The following is a 21,067-nucleotide window of genomic DNA, read 5'->3' on the forward strand; positions in this document are numbered from 1 at the left end:
TGAGAGTAGCATACCTTCGCTCCGATGAAAAGGCGGACCGGTTAGACGTCCGGGCACGGCCAAGCTATAATAGACACATAAAGCTACACCATTAAGTTGAAAGAGGGTCTATCGATGGAACGCGAACAAGGGTTGTCCGAAATAAATCGCACGCGCATCATCACGATCATCCGCGGCGTGCGCGAATCCGACGCGGAACGCATTGCCGACTCGCTGCTGGCCGGAGGCGTCACCGTAATAGAGATTACGCTGAACACGCCGGGAGCTCCGGATATGATCCGCCGCCTGCAGCAGTCGCACGGCGACCGGATGTATATCGGGGCCGGCACGGTGCTCGATACCGGCGATTTGCAGACGGCGCTTGACGCCGGAGCGTCGTTTATCGTTACGCCGAATACGGACGAAGACGTTATCCGCCGCTGCGCAGAAGCGGGAATCCCGATCTTCCCGGGCGCTATGACGCCGACGGAAATCGTTCGCGCCTGGAAAGCCGGGGCGACCGCCGTGAAAGTATTCCCGAGCGCCAGCCTGGGGCTGGGATACATCAAGGAGCTGCAAGGCCCGCTGAAGCATATTCCGATGATGGCGGTCGGCGGAGTCGATACGGACAACATCGCCGACTTCATCCGCGCCGGCTGCTACGGGGTAGGCATCGGCAGCTACGTCGTCAACCTCCAGGAGATCGCCGCAGGCAACTTCGACTGGGTAACGAGCCGCGCAGCCAGCCTGATCGAGAAAACGGCGCCGTTCGCCGAAGAGAAGTAGAAGTAACCGATCCCCCGCGTTTTCCGGTCCGTGCCTGATCAGAGTGAAAGAATAAAGGGGACAAACCACCCCCGCATAAACCACTCTTGTTCGGTTCTCTCTTGCTCATAAGCGGCGGCACAAGGTTCAAATGGCTGGGATGAACGGCCTGCGGCATGGTGACCATTTTGAAGAGAAGCGGGCTGTCCGAAAGTCACTTTGCGACTCTAGTGAGCCCCGCTCCAATCCGATCAGCCTTGAGAACAAGGACCTCAGTCCCCACTTTACCGTGGAATCTGAGGTCTTTTCATTTGGAGATCAAGACGTTTCCACCATGTCATTCTGATCATCAATAAAGGTCTCCTGCGAGGCTGTCGATTCATTGTGTAGAAGTGTAAGCAGGCCGTTCCAAGTGAAAAGTTACCTTCTTCTGCTCAAACAGGTTGTCCGGATTCCCTTGATTAAATAAGGATTGTAAGGTAGGGGATTCCAGACAAAACTCGCCAGTTCTCTCTTGCCCATGACCATGACCAGGACATAGGATGAAGCTGCAGCCCTCTGTGCGCCCCTTGTTGAGCTCCTAACTTCCCACAGCCTTTAAGACAAGCAAAAATGAGGCTGTCCAAAGTCATACTGCGATTCTATGAGCCCGCTCCGAACCGATTGCCTTGAGAACAAGGAGAAAAAGGACCTCAACCTCCACTTCGCCGTGGAATATGGGTCCTTATTGTTTGGAATTTGGGCGTTCCCGTGTCATACGAAACTTAACTGGAACAGCTCCATTTCCCGTTCGGGCTATTTTCATTAAGAGCCGGCGAATCCATGACAATTACAATGCTGCATGCGTCAGTCCCGCTCTTCCTTAGGCTCTTTAATGTGATACGTGCACTTGCCCCCGCCCTTGGCCAAACATTCGGTTCGCTCCACCTTCGTATCGAGCAAATCTTCGAACAGCTGCTGCTCGCAGTCGCACGCTTCCTCGTAACGGTTCGCCACCTGGGAGATCGGGCAGTTGAACTCCTTCAGCACGAAGCCGTCGTCCGTCCGCTCCCATTCGACCATATATCCGTTCGCATTCTGAATATCGGCGAGCTTCGCTACCCGCTCCTCCAGAGGTTTGCCCTCCATCCCGGACTCATACTTCATCTGCAGCTTTTCTTTCCGTCTGCCGAACAGCTTGCCGACCCCGCCGCCGTCCGTTCCCCCATCCAGCTCTCCAAGAAGATCCAGCGTCAGCGTGTGATAATTTTTCGGAAACAAGTCTTCCGCCGCCTCGGTCAAACGGTAGATGTTCATCGGCCGGCCCATACTTTGGCGTACGATCCGCGAATCGATATACCCGTCCCGCTCCAGCGTATTCAGATGACGGCGCACGGCCATTTCGGTAATCCCCAGCCGCTTCGCCATCTCGCCTACGCCTAGAGGTCCGCTCGTCTTGAGCATTTTGACGATCGTTTTTCTTGTGGAGGAATCTTGCTCCATGTCCATTTCGTCACACCCCTGGCAATTGCGAATCGTTATCATTGCTTACCGTCATTTTAACGTATTTGCAGACATAAGTAAATTAACAAACAACATTGTTTACTAAATAGGCGGCGCATCCCCAAAAATCGTATTATTTCCCGCCGGGAGTGTAGAAGCCGAGGTCAAAACCGCTTATTCCAACAGTAAGTCGGGGGATTTACATTTTGCGGTTGAAGGAAGATCCCGATGTGCGTAAAATGATCCGTGAATACGCGGAGCCCATCAAGACGGCTCTTCAACCAAATGGCGCTGCTAAAACGGCATTTCTATCCGGCTGGACCGGAGGGGCGGTGCCGAAAATGCCGTATCTCGTATGGCGGATTCCATACTGAAAAGGAGCGGGAACATGAGATCGTTTTTTATTTTAACGGATTTGGAAGGTCCGGCAGGAGTGGACAGCTTTACCCAGACCCGGCCGGGTGACGGTTATCCCGAGCGGATCGAAGAAGCCAAGAAGCTGTTGGCGCGCGAAGTGAACGCCTGCATCGAAGGGATTCGCCTCGTGTATCCGGATTCGCGCATCGATGTATGGGACGGCCACGGCCCTGGCGGACTACTGGCCGAAGATTTGGTCGGCGGCAACTATTTGCGGGAAGGTCAGCCTTACAAACGTCTGGAGGGCTACGACGCGCTGCTGTTCGTCGGCCAGCATGCGATGGCCGGAACGTATAACGCGCCGCTGAATCATACATACTCCTCGAAGACGGTGGCGTATTACCGGCTTAACGGAGTGCTTATCGGGGAATTCGCGGCTAGAGCGCTGATCGCTGGTAGGCAGGGCGTGCCGACGATCTTCCTCTCCGGGGACGATAAAGCTGCGCTCGAAGCTTGTCTGTTCGTGCCGGAGATCGAGACGGCCGTCGTCAAGCGGGGACTGGGAATCGAAGCGGCCGAGCATCTGGACGGCGCGGAAGCTTGCCATCTCATCCGGGAGAGCGCAGCCGAAGCGGTGCGGCGGCTGGACGAGATTCGTCCGTTTACCGGCATCGCCGGCCCCTATACGCTGGAAATCGGATATTTGGCTCCGCAGTCGAAGGATCGGCAAGGCGAAGGGATCGAGTGGATTAACGACCGCACCGTCCGCATCAGCCGCGGAGATGTTCGGGATTTGCCTTTGTAAGCGGCATCGCAGCACGCAGGACTACGCAGCAGCATGCAAAAACGGGCCCATTTCTGCAGGGCCCGTTTCTTTATACACTTCCCTATCCCGCGTCAAGCCAGCTCTTTGGCAATAAACGCTTTCACCGATTCGCCGAACGGCTCCAAAATGCCGGGCAGCTGGCGCACCAGCGGGTGCAGGCTGTCCCGTTTCAGGCTGACGTACTCCTGCACGAGCGGCTTTCTCAGCTTCACCAGCTCGTAGAGAGGCTCGAACTGCCGCTCTCCGAATACACCCTCCACACGCAGGATGTCGATAATATCCTCGTAGCTGCTCGCATCCCGCATCAAAAATCCGTCGATCAGCAGGCTGCCGACATCCGTAACCAGCTCGATAGCCAGATGCAGCAGACGCTCCTGGGCTAGCGCCAAAATCGGATCAGGACTCTCCTCCCGCCACAACACTCCGATCCGCTCGGCCGCTTCCGCAAGCGACGGAATAATCGCCAGTCTTTCTTCGATTTGCTCATGATTTACGTAATACATGGCTCTCCTACTTTCCGCTCCGTTTACGTTTGTTCCACTTGGCCCATATAATGGTTACGACGAAAGTAAGCGCGACGACGAGCACGACAAACGACGCTTCGCCGACGTCCTTCATTTCCACTTTCGCTTCCAACAGCATATTCAAGTTTGTCACCTTCCCACGGGTTGAACCTTCCGCTCCCGCTGACAGGCAAAAGCGGTATGTCCCTATCAGTTTAGCTCCGACGATTCGCACCGTCAAGAAAACCGCATAACCGCCATAAAAGCGCCATTTTCGGCACGGCTCCGTATACCTCGCGCCCCGGAGTTATGGTAATATGAGGAAGTGTTATCCTTAATTCTCCTTTTTAACTAGCAAATATACCTTTTTCAACAAATATCGTGTATAGTAATAGTGTAAACTTTTCATATAGCTGGATGATCAGGAAGCGAGGATTGGAAGTTGACTGGAGTTTGGGTACTGCTTGGACTGTTGACTGCAGCCATTATCGGTATATTCATTTATGCGCTGAATAAAGGCTATTCCCGGAAATGGGACGATGAAGAAGAGCAATCTTGACATTCATGTCGTACATATCGCCATATACGGCTGCCTGCGACCTAGAACAGGAAAGAAACTGTTACGGAGGAAAATGCGATGGAAATCCCCGTCCTTAGGAAAAAAAATGAACATGAAACCGAGCTCTATCTGCTGAATCTGAACGACGTGCTGTATATCAATATCGAGAAGCGCAACATCGTGTACCATACGGCCGAGGAGAAATATTACCATCTTTCTACCCTTTCCGAGCTGTACGACCACTTTTTCGACCGCGGATTCGATCTGCTCGACAAAACGAATCTGGTCAATCTGAACAAAATCAAAAAGATGGACGGCAAGCAGGGTAAAATTTACTTCGAGGAAAATCCGTCTGACGACAGCAAGTACGCCACTGTTGCCTTTATTAAACAAAAGCTGTTCCAGAACGTGATCTCCCGGGCGATCGCCAACAATACGAATACCAGTCTCGAATATACCTCCAAGCCGGCTGGCAGCGAAGGGTTCCGCATGATGGCCCGCACGTCGGAAGAGTAGACTTCATATATAGCTTTCCCTGCAAAAAAAGAACCATTCCTAGGAACGGTTCTTTTAGTTGCTTTCCGCGATCGGCAGTGTTACGGACAACATTCCTACCGGTTGCGAGTTTTCCTTGACGATTTCCAGTTGCTTGAAACACCGGCTCAACACGACTAGCTTCTCTTCCGCTTCGTTTTTGGTGAGGGGCGAGCCGAGCTTTTTCCCTTTATAGCTTATGTAGTATGGCATAGGTGGTTGGCCTCCTTTTCAGCTTCACCTGCGTAAGTTCAAACGTCTCCCTATATTCTATACGTGAAAAAACAAAAAAATGTTACGGTAGGACAATAAATTCTCCCCTTTCCTCCCGGCGGTCAAATCGGTTTTATTCTTTAAACATACCTGAATACCTGCCCATTCAGCGAAATTGCAGGACAGAGGAGACCCTTATTTCGGATCTTCCTCTTGCTCTATACCCTTTTCCCTTAGCACTTGAATCAGCTTGCGAAGCCGGCCCGGCAGCGGGAAACCGAGCTTGCCGCAATTTTCCGTAATCGAGAGCAGTTCATTCGAGATGTAGAAGTACATGAACCCGACCATGAACAGGTCGGTGCCGAGCAGCAGGTCGAACCGGTGGCCCACCGTAACGATGATAAGCATCAGCCCTTTTTTCCATATCCCCCAGAAGCCTTTCGTACTGCATAACCCTTCGCCCGACTTGATCGAAGCGGCGACGCCGGTAACGTAATCCAGCGCGATCAGCAGCAAGAATATGTTGACCAGTTCGCTCCATCCGCCGAACATATAAGTAACGGCAGCTCCCACTATCCCTACTGTCGCATTGATCGAAGCTTGCATCGGTCCCTGCATAGCTGCCCCCTCCCTTTTCTAGCATTTTATGCGAAGCTGCTAGAAAGGTGACAAGCCATCCGTGGATTGTGCTTCTTGCCCTGTTTCGGCTCGCTTTTCGGGCGGAACAAAAACTCTAACGGACACAGCGGCCGTTTTTGCGGTGAATTTCGATCCATTTGATTTCTAACGGACATAGATGCAACTATTTGATGAAAGGTGTCACTTTTGGAGGTAGTTTGGAGTAAATAAGCGCTGTGGTGACCGTTACATTTTCAAAAACTGTTTTTTAGCGAAATAGCCTCCACCATGCCCGTTAGAGCATTCCGCACCGCGCGCGACTCCCGGCGCCCGACACACGTCGGCTGTCCAACCTCGTGGTTTAGTTTACGCTGAAGATCGTAACATTCCGCTCTTCTAAGAAAAGCTGCTAAACGGAACCTTTTCCACGATGAATAACCCTGCGCTAGAGGCAGCTTTTCTGATACAGAAACTCGCAGTTCGCTTGTATAATCGAAGTTTTGAAGCATTACCTCATTAGCAAACATAAACTTTCTGGCAAACAAATAGCCCGCCTTTCGGCGAGCTTAGTATGGAGCTGCGTCATTATTCCGTCTGCCTTGGAAACCGCTCTCATCTCCCGTTATTCGTATCGGGCAGGGACCGCTCGCTTAGCAGAACCTCGCTCCATTCTTCCGGGGTATTCGTATTGACGGCGAATTTCGTGTCGATGCCCCTTCCCTCAAACTCGAAATCGTGCACCGGCTCCCCGCGGACCCGTTCGAGCAGGCCGGTTACCCGGTAAGCTTCCTCGGCCAGAAGCGCGGCCGCCTGTTCGGCGCATCTGCGGTTGTATACGGCATGCAGCGGCTGAAGCCGCCCGTCGACATGAGGGATGGCCGCATCCGCCTCGGCCAGCTGAAGCCTTTCCAGCAGCAGACCCGCCGCATCCGGACTGACATACGGCATATCGCAGCCGACGATCCATACGTTATCGTTGCGGGTAAGGGACAAGGCTGCGTGGATTCCCCCGAGCGGCCCCTTGCCGGGATAAAAATCGGTAATGATGCGGACGCTGCGGTCTACAACAGGCAGAAACCGCTTCGGATCGTTGGTCACGACAATCAGTTCCGGACAAATGGTGCTCATGGCTGCGATTTGCCGTTCGATCAGCGTTTGCCCGCCGAGATCCAGCAGCGCTTTGTGTTTTCCGCCCATTCTGCGATTTTCCCCGCCGGCCAAAATGACACCGGTCAACATGGGCGCTCCTCCTTTCGCTTCCGAAATTGTGTATCCGGTCTCCATTATACGACGGGAGGATCGCTCCGGACTGTTACATCGGTCACACTTCGGACGAACTATAGTGACATACGTCACAACACAAAAGGGCGGATTCGAGTATAATAACGATAGAAGCATGACTGGAACTGGGAGGGGTTGACCTCATGAATACGAATCGCTCGACCGAATACGCCGGCTCCAACGCCGTCAATAGCTCCTGCTTTTCACCGGAGAGCATGGACAAATTAAAAAGCATTATGTATGAACTAAAAGTGGAAGCAGGCTCTTGCGTGTATTGGGAAGGAGACCTTGCCGACAAACTTTATTATATCAAGAAGGGCAAAGTCAAATGCACGAAAACGAACGAGGACGGCAAAGAATTCGTGTTGTATTTGTTCCGCGAGGGCGATTTTATGGGACAGCTCGACCCGTATTCCGATTCGCGCCAATCGTTTACCGCCAATGCGACCGAGTCTTGCCTGATCGGCGTCATCCAGAAGTCGGACCTGGAAGCTTTGCTGTGGCAGCAGGGGGATCTGGCGCTTGAGTTTATGAAATGGATGGGCCTCATGCACCGGACGACCCAGACGAAATTCCGCGATCTGATGCTGTACGGCAAACCCGGCGCTTTATGCTCGACGATGATCCGGCTCGCCAATACGTTCGGCAAAATGACACCGGAAGGCATCCTGATCACCGAGAAAATGACCAACACCGACTTGGCCGACTATATCGGCGCCGCGCGGGAAAGCGTCAACCGGATGCTCGGCGACTGGAAGCGCGAAGGCATTATCGATCAGCGGGACGGACATCTGCTTATCAAAAACTTGGCCCACCTGCAGGATCTGTGTCATTGCGAGTTATGCCCGAAAGACATCTGCCGCCTGTAATCTACCGTCTCTGCGAGTCTAGCGGCACGTCATGGAACGTACTCTGCGGCATCTAATTTTTGCCTGTCCGCTGCGCCCAACACCGCCCGTTTCATCGTGCTGATGCGACGAAGCGGTTTTTTTTGCATGCACTGGACAAATAAAGTGTGACGCGGGTAGAGCAATCTTCTTGTTTTTTTGTTAAAATAGTAGTCAGGTAATTATTCGGACGCTCTCATGCCGAACTACTTCCACGTATGAATCAAGGAGGATCACTGCAATGTCCAAGCCAAAAATGAGATCGGACATGATCAAAAAAGGATTCGACCGCGCTCCGCACCGCAGTTTGCTGCGTGCAGCCGGCGTCAAAGAAGAAGATTTTAACAAACCGTTTATCGCGGTGTGCAACTCGTACATCGACATCGTTCCGGGTCATGTCCACCTGCAGGAATTCGGTAAAATCGTTAAAGAAGCGATTCGCGAAGCAGGCGGCGTTCCGTTCGAATTTAATACGATCGGCGTCGACGACGGTATCGCCATGGGTCATATCGGGATGCGCTACTCGCTGCCAAGCCGCGAGATTATCGCCGATTCGCTGGAAACGGTCGTCTCCGCGCACTGGTTCGACGGCATGGTCTGTATCCCGAACTGCGACAAAATTACGCCGGGCATGATGATGGGCGCCCTTCGCGTGAACATCCCGACCGTATTCGTCAGCGGCGGACCGATGAAAGCCGGTAAAACAAGCGATGGACGCTCGATCTCGCTGTCTTCCGTATTCGAAGGCGTCGGCGCTTACCAGGCCGGCAAGATCGACGAGAAAGGGCTGCAGGAGCTGGAGCAATACGGCTGCCCGACTTGCGGTTCCTGCTCCGGTATGTTCACGGCCAACTCGATGAACTGTCTGGCCGAAGGCCTTGGCCTCGCCCTTCCGGGCAACGGTACGATTCTGGCAGTCGCCGAGGAGCGTAAAGAATTCGTCAAGCGTTCCGCTAAACAGCTGATGGAACTGATCGAAAAAGATATTAAACCTCGCGATATCGTCACGATCGAAGCGATCGACAATGCGTTTGCGCTTGATATGGCGATGGGCGGTTCGACGAACACCGTTCTTCATACGCTGGCGCTTGCCCATGAAGCCGGCTTCGAATACCCGATCGAGCGGATCAATGAAGTCGCATCGCGCGTTCCGCACTTGGCGAAAATTGCTCCGGCGTCCGACTACCATATCGAGGACGTTCACAATGCGGGCGGCGTCAGCGCCATCTTGAACGAACTGTTCAAAAAGCCGGGCGCCCTGAACGGCGACCGGATTACCGTCACCGGCAAAACGCTGCGCGAAAACGTGGCCGGCTGCGACATTCTCGATACCGACGTCATCCATACGATCGACAACCCGCACAGCGAGCAAGGCGGTCTGGCCGTGTTGTTCGGCAATCTCGCTCCAAACGGCTCGATCATCAAAGTCGGCGCTGTCGACAAATCGGTAGGCGGACGTCACGTCGGACCGGCGATCTGCTTCGATTCGCAGGAAGATGCGCTGTCCGGGATCGCTAACGGCAAAGTGAAAGAAGGCCATGTCGTCGTTATTCGCTACGAAGGACCGAAAGGCGGCCCCGGCATGCCGGAAATGCTCGCTCCGACGTCGCAAATCGTCGGCATGGGTCTCGGCGCCAAAGTCGGCCTGATCACCGACGGCCGTTTCTCCGGCGCTTCCCGCGGCATCAGCATCGGCCACATCTCGCCGGAAGCCGCTGAAGGCGGACCGATCGCCTTCGTCGAGGACGGCGACATCATCGAGCTCGATCTCGTCAACCGCAAAATCGAGCTGCAGATCAGCGACGAGGAAATGGAACGCCGCAAAGCCAACTGGAAAGGCTTTGAGCCGAAGGTCAAAACCGGCTATCTGGCGCGTTATTCCAAGCTCGTTACTTCCGCCAGCACCGGCGGGGTTATGAAGGTTTAATGGCCGATTTTTCGCTAGAAAAAAGGACCGCAACTCCACTTCACTGTGGAAGTTGTGGTCCTTTTATTTTGGAAATTGGGAAGTCCCCCTGTCTGACGAACATTTCTGAGAAAGCCCCTTCCCTTCGACTCCGCCGATCACGTCGTGCATCTCCTTATGCGTACGGTAGCGTCATGGTACAGGCTCTAGGGCTCTAGCACAAGGGAAGAGTCAAGAGTCTTTGGCAGCCTCTATTTTCGGCATATGGGGACTACGGAGGCGAATAGAGGCGGTTGCCCCCTGATTTAAACCAACTGGCGGGGTCCGCTCCCTTTTTGGCGAATATTAGCTGCTCCAAACCGCTCTTATTTCCCCATCCAAGCGGGTTTTGGACAAAATACGAGCTACAAACCGCCTTATCCGGTTCCTCCCTTATAGGAAACGGGGACGCTTCATGTCACGTGAACACTTTTGCGACAGCGCTGAAGGCGTGCCGGTCGCACCCGGCTGCTACCTGCCGCTGCACTTGTTTCCGCTTCAGCAATTATTACTTGCTTTTTCCTCTGGACACTAAGCAGCTTTCATCCTTTGCTGCGGTTGCGGACTTTCAGGCTCGTCTCCCGTTTCCCCGGCGTTTCGAACGTATGTATGTGTACACCCTTCCAGCGGCTCCCGATCACTTCATCAGGCTTAACAACCGGCACAACTTGCCGAAAAAAAACATACCGCGAAATTGTTCCTCGCTCATTCGGTCCAGATACGCCAAAGACTTACCGGCAATCTCACGAGCACCTTCCAGATCGTTAAGGTCCAGCCGGCTGATCGCTTGTTTCAGGCTGACCAGCTCCGGCGAATAAATAGCGTTGCGCAAGGCGCCAAGCAGCATTATTTTGCGTAATTGAGAGCGGCCGAATATTCGATAGCCGTTATGCGGATCGCGTGACGATGCAATCAGTCCCTCCTTCTCCCAATAACGGATCGCCGAGCCGGCAATTAAGGTTGCTGCAGATACCTCGCCGATCGTCATCCGCTCCTGCACCCCATTCGCTTCTTCCGCCCCGTTATGCACCTGATCCTCCAGCATCTGAAGGTTTCTCCCGGCCTGCTGCTTATCGTGATGAAGCTGGGCTTGACTGACCGTTATACACCACCGCGCAGAGCTTGCATCGCGGAGCTGAACATGTTTTACGACTTCGGAAGCAACCTCCATGCCAAACCCCGGCGACATCGCTTGCAGACATTCGAAATAAGCCAAGTGTTCCTCCGTATACATCCGGTGACCACCCGCAGAGCGCAAGGCAGGCGGAACAAGTCCCTTCGCCTCGTAATTTCTCAATGCGCTTGTACTTAGGTTTAATTTCTCCGCAATATCGATCGGTCTCATCATCCCGCGGCACGCTCCCCGTTCGACAAAAATTGAAGTTGCTTGCAAGTTTTCAATTCACGATCCCCTGTATAACAGGATCAAATAACCTGGAACTTACAATTAGCATCCATGTTATACAATAGAGAAGTGAAGTGTCAAAAAGATGTATCAAAAGGAGCACATTACCCAAATAATGCTCAATAAGGAGGCCATCCTTCATGCCGGAAACAGAGTTCGAACGACAGGTCCGCAACCTCATAAGCAAAGGCTACCCAAGCATCGCCGGATTAAGCGATGACGAGTTCCGGAAGCAGCTGGAGCCTCTACAGGAACGTCTTCCTCATCTCGAGTACATCGAAGCCGGGTCCCCGCACAGCAGCATTCCGTTCGTCATCGTCATCCGTAACGATTGGGTCGACAGCGAGAAGGCGATTCAGCTTGTGCAGCGCCAAGGCAAATCCGGTTTCAGCGTTTTGGATTTCGACGATATTAACCGTTTTAAGCCGATTGAAGATATTCGGCTTCCTTCCGGTTCGGCGTACCTGATCGTCGATATCGATACCGGCCGGGAAACGCTTAATGTCACCCCGAATGATGCGATCCAAACGATTACCGGGCAAAACCGCTCCCCGCTCACCTTGGAGGAAGGCATCGCGCTGATTACCCATTACCCGGATGTGCTGATGAAAAATAACGGCTTCTCGCTGCTGGGCTCCCGGGGCAGCGACCGCAGAGTCACGGCTCTCTGGATCAGCGGCGGCAAACCGAAGCTCGGCTGGTGCTGGGCCGGCAATCCGCATACGTGGCTCGGCTCCGCTTCGTGCCGCTATCGGGCGGGAGCGGAGAACGGCGGGCAGGCTTGATGATTTGATGATCCATGGTCCAGGTCGGGTTTTACGTTCGCTAAGATTTACGCCAAACCTTGTAGCGTCAGGTTGCCCCCTCCTCCGCGCTTATTCGCGGTCCGGCAGATCCACGTGCTCCGCTTGCGCTCGTGCAGGAATGGTGAAGGCAAACCGCGTGCCTTTCCCTTCCTCGCTTTCGATCTGAATATCCGAACCGTACAAAGCTTTAAGCCGCTGACTGATGTTCCACAGACCGACTCCTTTTTTCTCAACATCCGGATTTAATACATCCTCCCGTTTCTGCGGACTCATCCCGCATCCGTCGTCCTCGATTACAAAGCTGACCCGCCCGTCCGCTCCCGGCGTGACCGAGATCCGGACGGTTCCTCCCCGCCAGTTGGACATAAGGCCATGACGGATCGCATTTTCGACCAAAGGCTGCAAAATAAGCGGAGGAATCCGGATCTTCCGATCCGCGTCAAGTTCGTACACCACATGGAGCCGGGTGCCGAAACGCGCCTTTTCGACATGGACGTACGCCTCCACCAGCTCCATCTCGCCTCCCAGCGTCGTCATCGCATCCAACTGCTTGTAATCGAAGCTGCTTCTCATATATTGCGCCAGCTGCAGTGTCAGGTGCTCCGCCTTCTCCGGCTCGTTCATGCATAAGATCGCGATCGAATTTAGCGCATTGTACAGAAAATCAGCACCGGCAGCTCGAAGGGATTCATTTCAATCTCCCCCGTTCAGCTCGACCAGCTTTTTCGTAATGCTTATCCCGAGGCCCGTACCGTCATGAACCGGCGTCTCCGAAGAGGCCGCCTGCGCGTATGCATGAAAGATTCGGCTGCGACCGCAGCGTCATACCGCAATAAAGACTATTCCTCAAAGCTTGCAGCATCGCTCCAAAGTTCAGACCTGACCTACCTCCGAAAAACCGGCCAATTTCAACCAGTTCCTGCATGCATTTCGAGGAGCAGCAACTCTCGGATGCCTGATGAATAGACGAAAATCCAGAAGCTGGCACCTTCTTTTCCCGTACCGGACCGCCTATTCCTTTAATATTTAAACAAATTGTGAACACTCCAAAATTCATGTTGCATTCCCCCGGGCAGCTGTTGTATACTAAAAAAGTCGCTTACGAGGGGCCTTAGCTCAGCTGGGAGAGCGCATCGCTGGCAGCGATGAGGTCAGGGGTTCGATCCCCCTAGGCTCCATAAATCAAAACACGGATCATTGGATCCGTGTTTTTCTTTTGTTCCAAAGGCCGAGTGAACCCCTGATAAGGGTTCAGACCGCGTACAAAGAGCGAAGCGAAACTCCAGGGTCCCTGCAAAGTATTCGGAATATGCCTCAAAGTTTGGCTTCGCTTTGTGGAGTTTCGATTTCCATCCCCCTCCAGAATCACAGTAATAAGCAACTCAACTTTCGCAGCTTCAAAATGACGGAAATCCCTTATGGATAAAGGAAAATCCTAAAAAATAATAGGGTCTTTACAGAATTACTTGCCCGTGTGTTCGACCATACGACAGGATGTTTTGTCGAAGGCTTCAACATGCTGACGTTAGGCTGGTCCGATGGGTTTAGCTTTGCACCGGTTGACTTTGTCATGCTGTCTTCAACCAACATCAAAAATCGTTTTTGCGAGATGGAGGAAGGAATTAGCAAACGCTGTCAAAGTTACAAGCGGCGCCTTGAAGCGTTCTCTCGCAAACCGGATGCTGTTGTCGATCTTATTAACCGTGCAATTTCTGCCGGCTTCAGCGCTGACTTCGTGCTAATGGACAGCTGGTTTACCCAAGCGCCACTACTTCGTGAATTGATGGGTAAAGGCCTGCATCTCATCGGTATGATCAAGGATATGAAGCAGCGCTATCTGCTGGGAGGCAAGCGTCTCAATCTGCAGGGACTATATGCGATGCTGCCCAAAAATAACGGCGCCGAGATTCTGGGTTCCGTCATCGTCAAGACCGCTTGCGGCCTCCCCGTGAAACTGGTTTTTGTGCAAAATCGCAACAAGCGCCGTGAGTGGCTGGCCGTGCTAAGTACAGACGTTACCCTTCAAGATGCTGAGATTATACGAGTTTATGGCATGAGATGGAGCATTGAAACGTTTTTTAAGTTTACCAAGTCGTATCTCAAACTGGGAATCGAGCTGCGAAAGTTGAGTAAGTAATAAACAGAAAACCACGTCCATAGGACGTGGTTTTCTGTTATACCACATGTTCAATATACTTCCTTCAAAAGCCCATAAACTTCATCTATCGTCAGGCCAAAGGATTTGTAATAGGAAGTATCAATAACCATCTGATTCAAGATCATTTCATTGCGTTTTTGAAGCATCTCATCGGGTGAGAGATCAGCGACAAAACATCCTTTGCCGGTTACGGTATAAATCAAACCATGCCGTTCGAGTTCTTCCCATGCTTTTTTGACGGTAATGATACTAACTCGAAGCTCCGTAGCCGCTTGTCGTATGGGTGGCAAACTATATCCATTCTCTAGTTCACCCTTGAGAATTTGTGCGCTGATTTGTTCAAATAGCTGCTGATAAATGGGTTTATCAGATGTGTTCGAAATCGCTATGTTCATTATATTTCCACTTTCTCAAACCGTTTATTGGCAATATGATAAGCGATTATCGTAAATATCGCAAATATCGTGAAGCCCGTAATCAGAATAGAAAGTTGAATGGCCAAATTGTCAGCACCCGTTCCTTTGAGAAGATCAAACACAAACGAATTTTGTATCCCGAGCCACTCTGCACCCCCGGCAAACAGTATAGCAGCTGCAATGGCTACAAACGCTGGAGCACCGTATTTATACGCCGTCTTGTAATACATGGAGATAAAAATAATGTTGAAAATGGCCAGCATGACGAAACAAAGTCCCCAGAAACCAAAGGAGGGTGCGAAGAAAATGTATTTCAGATTTGGATACAGACGTAGCGTCATTACGCCATAGAGCATGGCAACAACAATATGAATCAGCTCTAGGATTACAATAACAGACACCCTTGCTCTTACAATATCTTTTTTGGTTACAGGCATCATACTTGAAAATATTAAATCATTCTGATTTTTATAGCCTGCAAACATGTTTGGTATCGTAATAAAACAAAAGTAAAGGATGACAAGGAAATATAACCATCCGGGAATTAGCATTAAAGCGCCTGTCAATAAAGGCATAATATAAAAGAAAGGACTTACGCCTAACTTTAATTCTTTCATTAATAAGTTATACATAGATATCCTCCTTCTTCGAGCAGTAAATCATGATCTCCTCCAGATTCGGTACGGATGATTTAATATCTGTCGATGGATCAAAGTCTTTTGTATGGATTAAGCCTGTGAAGCCAAAAGAATTTGTTTTGTAGGCGATTAGTTCGTTTTTGACCCGATCCAGTTGCTCCTTCTTACCATTCAACAAGCGATACGTATCGATAAATTCTTCCTTTTCCGCACTGTTGATAATTTGTCCGTTATGGATATAGGTAATATAATCTGCACATTTTTCCAAGTCTGAAGTGATGTGAGTTGAAAAAAGGATGCTGATCTCGCCATCTTGCACCAGCTCCTGAAAAATATCCAGCAGATTGTCTCTGGCAATCGGATCAAGTCCGCTTGTCGGTTCATCCAGAATAAGAAGCTTGGCGCCGTGAGATAAGGCTAGGGCCAAGCTGTATTTTACTTTCATGCCGGTTGATAATTCGGCTATTTTTTTGTCTTCAATTAAGTTAAATTTTTTCAAATATTTATAATAGGTTTCATCATCCCAATTCGAATAGAACCTTTTGATCACATTCGTTAACGTTTTGATTTTGCTGCGTGTATAAAAGTTGATATCTCCAAATGCAGAGCCAATGTTTTGTTTCAATTCAACTTCATGCTCGGCCATGTTCTTGCCCAAAATATGAATTTCGCCGCTGTCCATACGTATCAAATTCAAAATGGATTTGATGGTGGTTGTTTTTCCCGCACCATTGGCTCCGATAAATCCCATAATATAACCCTTTTCCAGTTGAAAAGATATGTTTTTTAATTGAAAATGTTCATATTTTTTATTTACATTTTTGATATCTAATGCCAGCATATCGTCTCCTCCATTTCCAAACTGTGTATATCGTGCATACACAATATATCACCGAGACTATTCTTATGTCAATCTCTTTTATCAAATCCATATCTACTCCATATCTATCGTTTTTGTCGATTTTCAGATGATCTTATCGAATTTGAGAGAAATTTGAGAGAGCCGTCAGGTAGAATACATGGGAACTGATTAAGTCACTCATGATCAGGGTATGGATGAAAAAATCCGAAAGCATTAACAATTGAAGCTTGGTAAATGGTTCAAATTCAACAATTCGTGAGAGGCGAGTGAACAAACAACATGATCAGACGCAGTATATCTTTATTAACGGTATTATTTCTGTTAACGGGAATCATCCCTGCCTTTGCAGCAGTAACTAATCCTCTTGGCAATTGGAGTCTGCGGAGTCCGATGCCAACGTACCAAACTCTGAATAGTGTTGTATACGGCAACGGTATGTATGTGGCTGTGGGCGATATGGGGACGATTGTGACTTCCCCTGACGGCGTGAGCTGGACAAATCGGTCCCCCGTCAGCACAAGCACCCTTTATGGCGTTACCTACAATTCCGGAAAATATGTGGCGGTAGGAGTCAGCGGCACGATCCTGACCTCCACGGACGGTGTAACCTGGACACGCCAAACATCGAACCAGTCAACAACGATTTATAGTGTCACCTACGGCAGCGGCAAGTTTGTAGCGGTAGGCGCTAATGGAATGGCGCTAACCTCTACGGACGGGGTGAGTTGGAACAGTCATTCTTCGGGTACTACCGAGTGGTATACGACCGTCTCCTACGGCAACGGCAAGTTTACTGCGGCAGGAGGACGAACGATTGTAACCTCCAGTGACGGAGAGAACTGGACCAGCAGCTCATCCGGGGCAAGCTCCAGTACTTATTTATATGGCACTGCCTATGGGAACGGCAAATATGTGGCGGTAGGCGACAAAGGTACAATAGCGACCTCCACCAACGGAACCAGTTGGACAAGCACCGCCTCGGTCAATGGGATTAATACTACATTTAAGAGCGTCATCTATATAAACGGTCAGTTTGTGGTGGTAGGATTCAATGGCACGGTTATGACCTCCTTGGACGGTATAAGCTGGAATACCGTCTCATCCAACCAAAGCTATAGCTTTTATGCCGTCACCTTTAACAATGGTATGTATGTCTCTGTGGGATACGTGGGGACGATTCGAACCTCCAGCGATGGAACGAACTGGACTAGTCGTACAGAAGGCACTCTAAATACATTGAATGCCGTCGCCTACGACAACGGCAAGTATGTGGCGGTGGGAGCCGGTGGAGCCGTGATGACCTCCGATGACGGAGTGAGCTGGAATAGCAGCGCATCAGGTACGATCAACAATTTAAAAGGCGCCGCCTACGGCAACGGCAGCTATGCAGCGGTGGGCAGTCTCGGGACGATAATCGCCTCCAGTGACGGAGCCAGCTGGACAAGTGTCGCGTCCAATACGACGAACGAATTGAATAGCGTAGCCTTCGGCAGCGATAAGTATGTGGCGGTTGGGAACAGTGGTACGATTCTGACCTCCGATGATGCGGGGACCTGGACAAGCGTCACATCCGGCGTCACGAATTCACTTCGGGGGATAGCCTTTGGCAGCGGCAAATATGTGGCGGTCGGGGACTCAGGAACGATAGTGACTTCCAGCGATGGAGCAGTCTGGACGAAAGTAACGATCAGCACTACGAATTCATTTACTAGCATCACATACGGCAACGGTATGTATGTGGCAGTGGGTTATTCCGGAGTCATTATGACCTCGAGTGACGGGGAAAATTGGACGCTTGCCACATCGGGTACTTCATTCAGTATTAGCAGCGTGGCCTACGCAAACGGCTTGTATGTAGCCGTAGGAGCGGCGGGACTTGTACTGACCTCCGGCGACGGAGTTACTTGGACAATCGGCAATTCGGGAGCCCCAGCTTATATGACGGGCGTGGCCGGCGGCAGCGGCATGTTTGTGGAGGTCGGTGGCAACGGCATGATTTTGGCAGCTGAAACGGTACTGAATGCACAGAATAACCGGATCATCGCCAGCAAGAATAGTACCGCTGAGGGAGATCAGGTCGAGCTGACCGCTATAGGAGACCGGCAGCTGGCGGCAGGCTTGGAGCCAGGATCCGAAAAATATATCCCGACAGTCTGGACATCTACGGAGAGTGGCCAAACAGGAACGTTCAGTTTATCCGGTGCTAGTTACAAATCGACTTATACCCCGCTGGCAGCGGGCGATTATACGGTTACAGCGACTTTCTTAAAGCAGACATGGGACGGAAACAGCTGGGTGGGTACCGCAACTACAGACGCGAAAACGACAACCGTCACGGTGAACGTACGGGTCGGTGCACAATCTCCAATCATCGGCACACAGCCAGAGAACCAAACGGTGTATGTCGGAGACGTCGTGAGCTTGAACGTAGGAGCTGCCGTAACCGACGGAGGATCGCTCAGCTATCAGTGGTACGGCAATACGACCAACAGCACGGTCGGCGGCACGGCCATCGGCGGTGCAACAAGCTCATCGTATACAGTGCCGACGAACGGAGCGGGCACGACGTACTACTATGCGGTAATAACGAACACGAACAACAGCGTCACAGGCAGCAAGACGGCAGCATCAACGAGCAGCGTGGCCGTAGTAACGGTGAACGGCACATCGGTCTATTCCATTGCCCCGATTGCCGATCAAACGGCCGTTCCACTTGTGGAGGGTTACGCGCCGGGTTCGCCGGAAACATTATCCATCGAGATAACTAATACCGGCACAGGCCATTTAACCCATTTGACAGCAGCGCTTAACGGTGCAAACGCTAACGATTTTGTGATCACGCAGCCCAATCCGACATTAAACAGCGGTTCGCCGGCTACAAGCTTTACGGTTAAAGCCAAAAACGGCCTGACTGCGGGCACTTATACGGCAATGGTAACGGTGTCGGCAGACCAGATGACGGATGTGACATTTACAGTTACCCAGGTGGTGAGCTTGCCAAACGCTACGCATCCGCTAAACCTTACGGCTTCCGGAGGGGATCGTCAGATTGCATTAAATTGGAACACGGTTTCCGGAGCGACTTATTATAACCTGTTCATGTCGACGGTCTCGAATCCAGCTAGCTATACATCCATTGCTACCGTGAGTGGCTCTACCTACAACGTGCATAACCTGACTAACGGCACAACTTATTACTTTATCGCGAAAGCAGGCAATCTGGGAGGCTGGATCGCGGAATCCAATCAGGCATACGCGACACCGGCAACCGCTCCGGAGCTGCCGTCAGACGACACCGGCAACAGTGGCACCCAGACGCCGTCCGTGCCTGCAACACCGCCGACAACGGATAACACGAAAGCCAATGTCGACGTGCTCGTAAACGGTAAATTAGAGAAGGCGGGAACCGCATCCACGACCAGACGGAACGATCAAACCGTAACTACGATAACCATTGATCCGAAAAAGCTGAATGACAGGCTGGCGCAGGAAGGACAAAGTGCGGTGGTAACGATTCCGGTAAACGCCAAATCCGATGTAATCGTTGGGGAACTGAACGGCCGAATGATTAAAAACATGGAAAACAAGCAGGCCGTACTAGAGATCAAAACGGATCGGGCAACGTATACGTTGCCTGCCCGGCAGATCCATATTGATTCTATCTCCAAACAAATGGGCAATTCAATCGACTTGCAGGATATTCAGATCCAGATCGAAATTGGGGCACCTGCAGCGGAGTTGGTGAGGATCGTGGAGAATGCGGCAGACCAAGGTTCGTTTACATGGGTTGTACCGCCAATAGATTTTACGGTGAAAGCTGTACACAAGGGAGTAACAATCGCAGCTTCGAAGTTTAATGCCTACGTGGAACGAACCATTACGATTCCAGACGATGTCGATCCGACTAAAATTACAACGGGAGTCGTTATCGAACCGGACGGAACGGTACGTCATGTACCGACGAAGATCGTTGTACGAGACGGCAACTATTATGCGATAGTGAACAGCTTGACCAACAGCCTATACTCCGTCGTGTGGAATAAGGTGGAGTTTCAAGATGTAAGGAACCATTGGGCGAAACATGCGGTAAACGATATGGGGTCGCGAATGGTCATCAGCGGTATCAGCAGGGACGAGTTCAGCCCCGATCGCGACATTACCCGCGCTGAATTTGCGGCCATCATCGTTCGCGGCTTGGGATTAAAGCCGGAGACCCAAGGATCGCCGTTCGCAGATGTGCAAACGACGGACTGGTACAGCGGCGTAATCCATACCGCCTACGAGTATAAGCTGATCAATGGCTTTGAGGACAAAACGTTCCGCCCGAATGACAAGATCACACGGGAGCAAGCGATGGTGATTCTGGCTAAGGCGATGACCATCACCGATCTTAAAGCAAAACTTCCTGCAAGTGCAGCAGAACGTACGCTCCTTGCCTATCAGGATGCGTCGGATGCATCCGCTTGGGCGCTTGGCAGCATTGCCGACAGTATTCAAGCGGGAATCGTGTCCGGAAGAAACGCTGCTGAACTGGCGCCCAAAGCGTATATTACGAGAGCTGAAGTAGCGACCATCGTACAAAGACTGCTCCAACAATCGGATTTAATTTAAGTTGTTTTTCTAAGCTGTAACTAGATCGTTCGGGCTATTCTGCAACAGTAGCGCATGCTGCTGCAGGATAGCCTTGTTTTTTAGATATCGGATTTGAAGAATACAGATCAGAGAATATAGAAAATAAGTCCTTTCCCTCGGCGGCAGTCTCACCGTAGAATCGCCGGATGGCCTAAAATGTTCCAGCATATAGGCAAAATGCTCCTCATCCTCGTCAGAAAC

The 21,067-nt window shown here is 51.3% G+C and carries 19 protein-coding genes, 1 tRNA gene and 1 pseudogene; 10 read left to right on the forward strand and 11 right to left on the reverse strand.

Annotation, left to right across the window (positions count from 1 at the left end; translation table 11 throughout):
* The first annotated feature begins 114 nt into the window (after nucleotides 1-114).
* Nucleotides 115-765, forward strand: a complete 651-nt coding sequence (locus PV433_RS00995) for a bifunctional 4-hydroxy-2-oxoglutarate aldolase/2-dehydro-3-deoxy-phosphogluconate aldolase (RefSeq protein WP_332070347.1) — start codon at nucleotides 115-117, stop codon at nucleotides 763-765.
* A gap of 825 nt (nucleotides 766-1,590) precedes the next feature.
* On the opposite strand, the gene PV433_RS01000 is transcribed toward PV433_RS00995, so the two are convergent.
* Entirely contained in the window at nucleotides 1,591-2,232 is a 642-nt protein-coding gene (locus PV433_RS01000) for a helix-turn-helix transcriptional regulator (protein WP_332070348.1), read from the reverse strand.
* Nucleotides 2,233-2,432: 200 nt separating this feature from the next.
* Here PV433_RS01000 and PV433_RS01005 point away from each other — a divergent pair, with 200 nt between their 5' ends.
* A complete protein-coding gene (locus tag PV433_RS01005) occupies nucleotides 2,433-2,600 on the forward strand; it encodes a hypothetical protein (RefSeq protein WP_332070349.1) in 168 nt (55 codons plus the stop codon).
* Between the two features lie 14 nt (nucleotides 2,601-2,614).
* Entirely contained in the window at nucleotides 2,615-3,388 is a 774-nt protein-coding gene (locus PV433_RS01010; protein ID WP_332070350.1) for a M55 family metallopeptidase, read from the forward strand.
* Nucleotides 3,389-3,480: 92 nt separating this feature from the next.
* Here PV433_RS01010 and PV433_RS01015 read toward each other — a convergent pair whose 3' ends face one another.
* Both PV433_RS01015 and PV433_RS01020 read right to left on the reverse strand, forming a co-directional pair.
* Nucleotides 3,481-3,912: a DUF86 domain-containing protein gene (locus tag PV433_RS01015; protein WP_332070351.1), complete on the reverse strand. Its 432-nt coding sequence runs from the start codon at nucleotides 3,910-3,912 to the stop codon at nucleotides 3,481-3,483.
* Between the two features lie 7 nt (nucleotides 3,913-3,919).
* Nucleotides 3,920-4,057, reverse strand: coding sequence for a hypothetical protein (locus PV433_RS01020; protein WP_190928692.1), 138 nt, complete (start codon nucleotides 4,055-4,057; stop codon nucleotides 3,920-3,922).
* Nucleotides 4,058-4,549: 492 nt separating this feature from the next.
* Here PV433_RS01020 and PV433_RS01025 point away from each other — a divergent pair, with 492 nt between their 5' ends.
* Entirely contained in the window at nucleotides 4,550-4,987 is a 438-nt protein-coding gene (locus tag PV433_RS01025) for a LytTR family DNA-binding domain-containing protein (protein ID WP_190928690.1), read from the forward strand.
* Nucleotides 4,988-5,041: 54 nt separating this feature from the next.
* On the opposite strand, the gene PV433_RS01030 is transcribed toward PV433_RS01025, so the two are convergent.
* The 3 genes from PV433_RS01030 to mobA form a co-directional block, all read right to left on the reverse strand.
* Complete coding sequence (locus tag PV433_RS01030; protein ID WP_190928688.1) at nucleotides 5,042-5,218, reverse strand: hypothetical protein; 177 nt, start codon at nucleotides 5,216-5,218, stop codon at nucleotides 5,042-5,044.
* 195 nt (nucleotides 5,219-5,413) lie between these two features.
* A complete protein-coding gene (locus PV433_RS01035; RefSeq protein ID WP_332070352.1) occupies nucleotides 5,414-5,836 on the reverse strand; it encodes a phage holin family protein in 423 nt (140 codons plus the stop codon).
* A gap of 612 nt (nucleotides 5,837-6,448) precedes the next feature.
* Complete coding sequence (mobA, locus tag PV433_RS01040) at nucleotides 6,449-7,075, reverse strand: molybdenum cofactor guanylyltransferase (RefSeq protein ID WP_332070353.1); 627 nt, start codon at nucleotides 7,073-7,075, stop codon at nucleotides 6,449-6,451.
* Nucleotides 7,076-7,260: 185 nt separating this feature from the next.
* Between mobA and PV433_RS01045 the strand changes: the two genes are divergently transcribed.
* The gene (locus PV433_RS01045) at nucleotides 7,261-7,986 is read left to right on the forward strand and encodes a Crp/Fnr family transcriptional regulator (RefSeq protein WP_332070354.1); all 726 of its coding nucleotides are present in this window, start codon (nucleotides 7,261-7,263) and stop codon (nucleotides 7,984-7,986) included.
* A gap of 259 nt (nucleotides 7,987-8,245) precedes the next feature.
* Entirely contained in the window at nucleotides 8,246-9,931 is a 1,686-nt protein-coding gene (gene ilvD, locus PV433_RS01050) for a dihydroxy-acid dehydratase (protein ID WP_190928682.1), read from the forward strand.
* A gap of 655 nt (nucleotides 9,932-10,586) precedes the next feature.
* On the opposite strand, the gene PV433_RS01055 is transcribed toward ilvD, so the two are convergent.
* Entirely contained in the window at nucleotides 10,587-11,297 is a 711-nt protein-coding gene (locus tag PV433_RS01055) for a MerR family DNA-binding transcriptional regulator (RefSeq protein WP_332070355.1), read from the reverse strand.
* Nucleotides 11,298-11,494: 197 nt separating this feature from the next.
* On the opposite strand from PV433_RS01055, the gene PV433_RS01060 reads away from it, so the two are divergent.
* Nucleotides 11,495-12,139, forward strand: coding sequence for a DUF5701 family protein (locus tag PV433_RS01060; protein WP_332070356.1), 645 nt, complete (start codon nucleotides 11,495-11,497; stop codon nucleotides 12,137-12,139).
* Nucleotides 12,140-12,229: 90 nt separating this feature from the next.
* On the opposite strand, the gene PV433_RS01065 is transcribed toward PV433_RS01060, so the two are convergent.
* Nucleotides 12,230-12,820, reverse strand: coding sequence for a sensor histidine kinase (locus PV433_RS01065; protein WP_332070534.1), 591 nt, complete (start codon nucleotides 12,818-12,820; stop codon nucleotides 12,230-12,232).
* 445 nt (nucleotides 12,821-13,265) lie between these two features.
* On the opposite strand from PV433_RS01065, the gene PV433_RS01070 reads away from it, so the two are divergent.
* Both PV433_RS01070 and PV433_RS01075 read left to right on the forward strand, forming a co-directional pair.
* Nucleotides 13,266-13,338, forward strand: a tRNA-Ala gene (locus tag PV433_RS01070).
* 254 nt (nucleotides 13,339-13,592) lie between these two features.
* Nucleotides 13,593-14,282, forward strand: a pseudogene (locus PV433_RS01075) (IS4 family transposase); the annotation flags it as partial.
* A 65-nt stretch (nucleotides 14,283-14,347) separates the two neighbouring features.
* Here the strand turns inward: PV433_RS01075 and PV433_RS01080 are convergent.
* The 3 genes from PV433_RS01080 to PV433_RS01090 are packed head-to-tail and all read right to left on the reverse strand — an operon-like array spanning nucleotide 14,348 to nucleotide 16,213.
* The gene (locus tag PV433_RS01080) at nucleotides 14,348-14,713 is read right to left on the reverse strand and encodes a GntR family transcriptional regulator (protein ID WP_190932223.1); all 366 of its coding nucleotides are present in this window, start codon (nucleotides 14,711-14,713) and stop codon (nucleotides 14,348-14,350) included.
* A complete protein-coding gene (locus PV433_RS01085) occupies nucleotides 14,713-15,366 on the reverse strand; it encodes an ABC-2 transporter permease (protein ID WP_332070357.1) in 654 nt (217 codons plus the stop codon). Before PV433_RS01085 ends, PV433_RS01080 begins: the two co-directional genes overlap by 1 nt.
* Nucleotides 15,359-16,213: an ABC transporter ATP-binding protein gene (locus tag PV433_RS01090; protein WP_190932221.1), complete on the reverse strand. Its 855-nt coding sequence runs from the start codon at nucleotides 16,211-16,213 to the stop codon at nucleotides 15,359-15,361. Before PV433_RS01090 ends, PV433_RS01085 begins: the two co-directional genes overlap by 8 nt.
* 411 nt (nucleotides 16,214-16,624) lie before the next feature.
* Here PV433_RS01090 and PV433_RS01095 point away from each other — a divergent pair, with 411 nt between their 5' ends.
* Nucleotides 16,625-20,845: an S-layer homology domain-containing protein gene (locus tag PV433_RS01095; protein WP_332070358.1), complete on the forward strand. Its 4,221-nt coding sequence runs from the start codon at nucleotides 16,625-16,627 to the stop codon at nucleotides 20,843-20,845.
* The last annotated feature ends 222 nt before the right edge of the window (nucleotides 20,846-21,067 follow it).

The sequence above is a fragment of the Paenibacillus sp. GYB004 genome (assembly GCF_036577605.1).
Lineage (GTDB): Bacteria > Bacillota > Bacilli > Paenibacillales > NBRC-103111 > Paenibacillus_AB > Paenibacillus_AB oceani.

Bases quoted from the DNA above. Each gene is read 5' to 3' on its own strand.
- PV433_RS00995 (WP_332070347.1), top strand. From the start codon at position 115: ATGGAACGCGAACAAGGGTTGTCCGAAATAAATCGCACGCGCATCATC.
- PV433_RS01000 (WP_332070348.1), bottom strand. From the start codon at position 2,232: ATGGACATGGAGCAAGATTCCTCCACAAGAAAAACGATCGTCAAAATG.
- PV433_RS01010 (WP_332070350.1), top strand. From the start codon at position 2,615: ATGAGATCGTTTTTTATTTTAACGGATTTGGAAGGTCCGGCAGGAGTG.
- PV433_RS01015 (WP_332070351.1), bottom strand. From the start codon at position 3,912: ATGTATTACGTAAATCATGAGCAAATCGAAGAAAGACTGGCGATTATT.
- PV433_RS01025 (WP_190928690.1), top strand. From the start codon at position 4,550: ATGGAAATCCCCGTCCTTAGGAAAAAAAATGAACATGAAACCGAGCTC.
- PV433_RS01030 (WP_190928688.1), bottom strand. From the start codon at position 5,218: ATGCCATACTACATAAGCTATAAAGGGAAAAAGCTCGGCTCGCCCCTC.
- PV433_RS01035 (WP_332070352.1), bottom strand. From the start codon at position 5,836: ATGCAGGGACCGATGCAAGCTTCGATCAATGCGACAGTAGGGATAGTG.
- mobA (WP_332070353.1), bottom strand. From the start codon at position 7,075: ATGTTGACCGGTGTCATTTTGGCCGGCGGGGAAAATCGCAGAATGGGC.
- PV433_RS01045 (WP_332070354.1), top strand. From the start codon at position 7,261: ATGAATACGAATCGCTCGACCGAATACGCCGGCTCCAACGCCGTCAAT.
- ilvD (WP_190928682.1), top strand. From the start codon at position 8,246: ATGTCCAAGCCAAAAATGAGATCGGACATGATCAAAAAAGGATTCGAC.
- PV433_RS01055 (WP_332070355.1), bottom strand. From the start codon at position 11,297: ATGATGAGACCGATCGATATTGCGGAGAAATTAAACCTAAGTACAAGC.
- PV433_RS01060 (WP_332070356.1), top strand. From the start codon at position 11,495: ATGCCGGAAACAGAGTTCGAACGACAGGTCCGCAACCTCATAAGCAAA.
- PV433_RS01080 (WP_190932223.1), bottom strand. From the start codon at position 14,713: ATGAACATAGCGATTTCGAACACATCTGATAAACCCATTTATCAGCAG.
- PV433_RS01085 (WP_332070357.1), bottom strand. From the start codon at position 15,366: ATGTATAACTTATTAATGAAAGAATTAAAGTTAGGCGTAAGTCCTTTC.
- PV433_RS01090 (WP_190932221.1), bottom strand. From the start codon at position 16,213: ATGCTGGCATTAGATATCAAAAATGTAAATAAAAAATATGAACATTTT.
- PV433_RS01095 (WP_332070358.1), top strand. From the start codon at position 16,625: ATGCCAACGTACCAAACTCTGAATAGTGTTGTATACGGCAACGGTATG.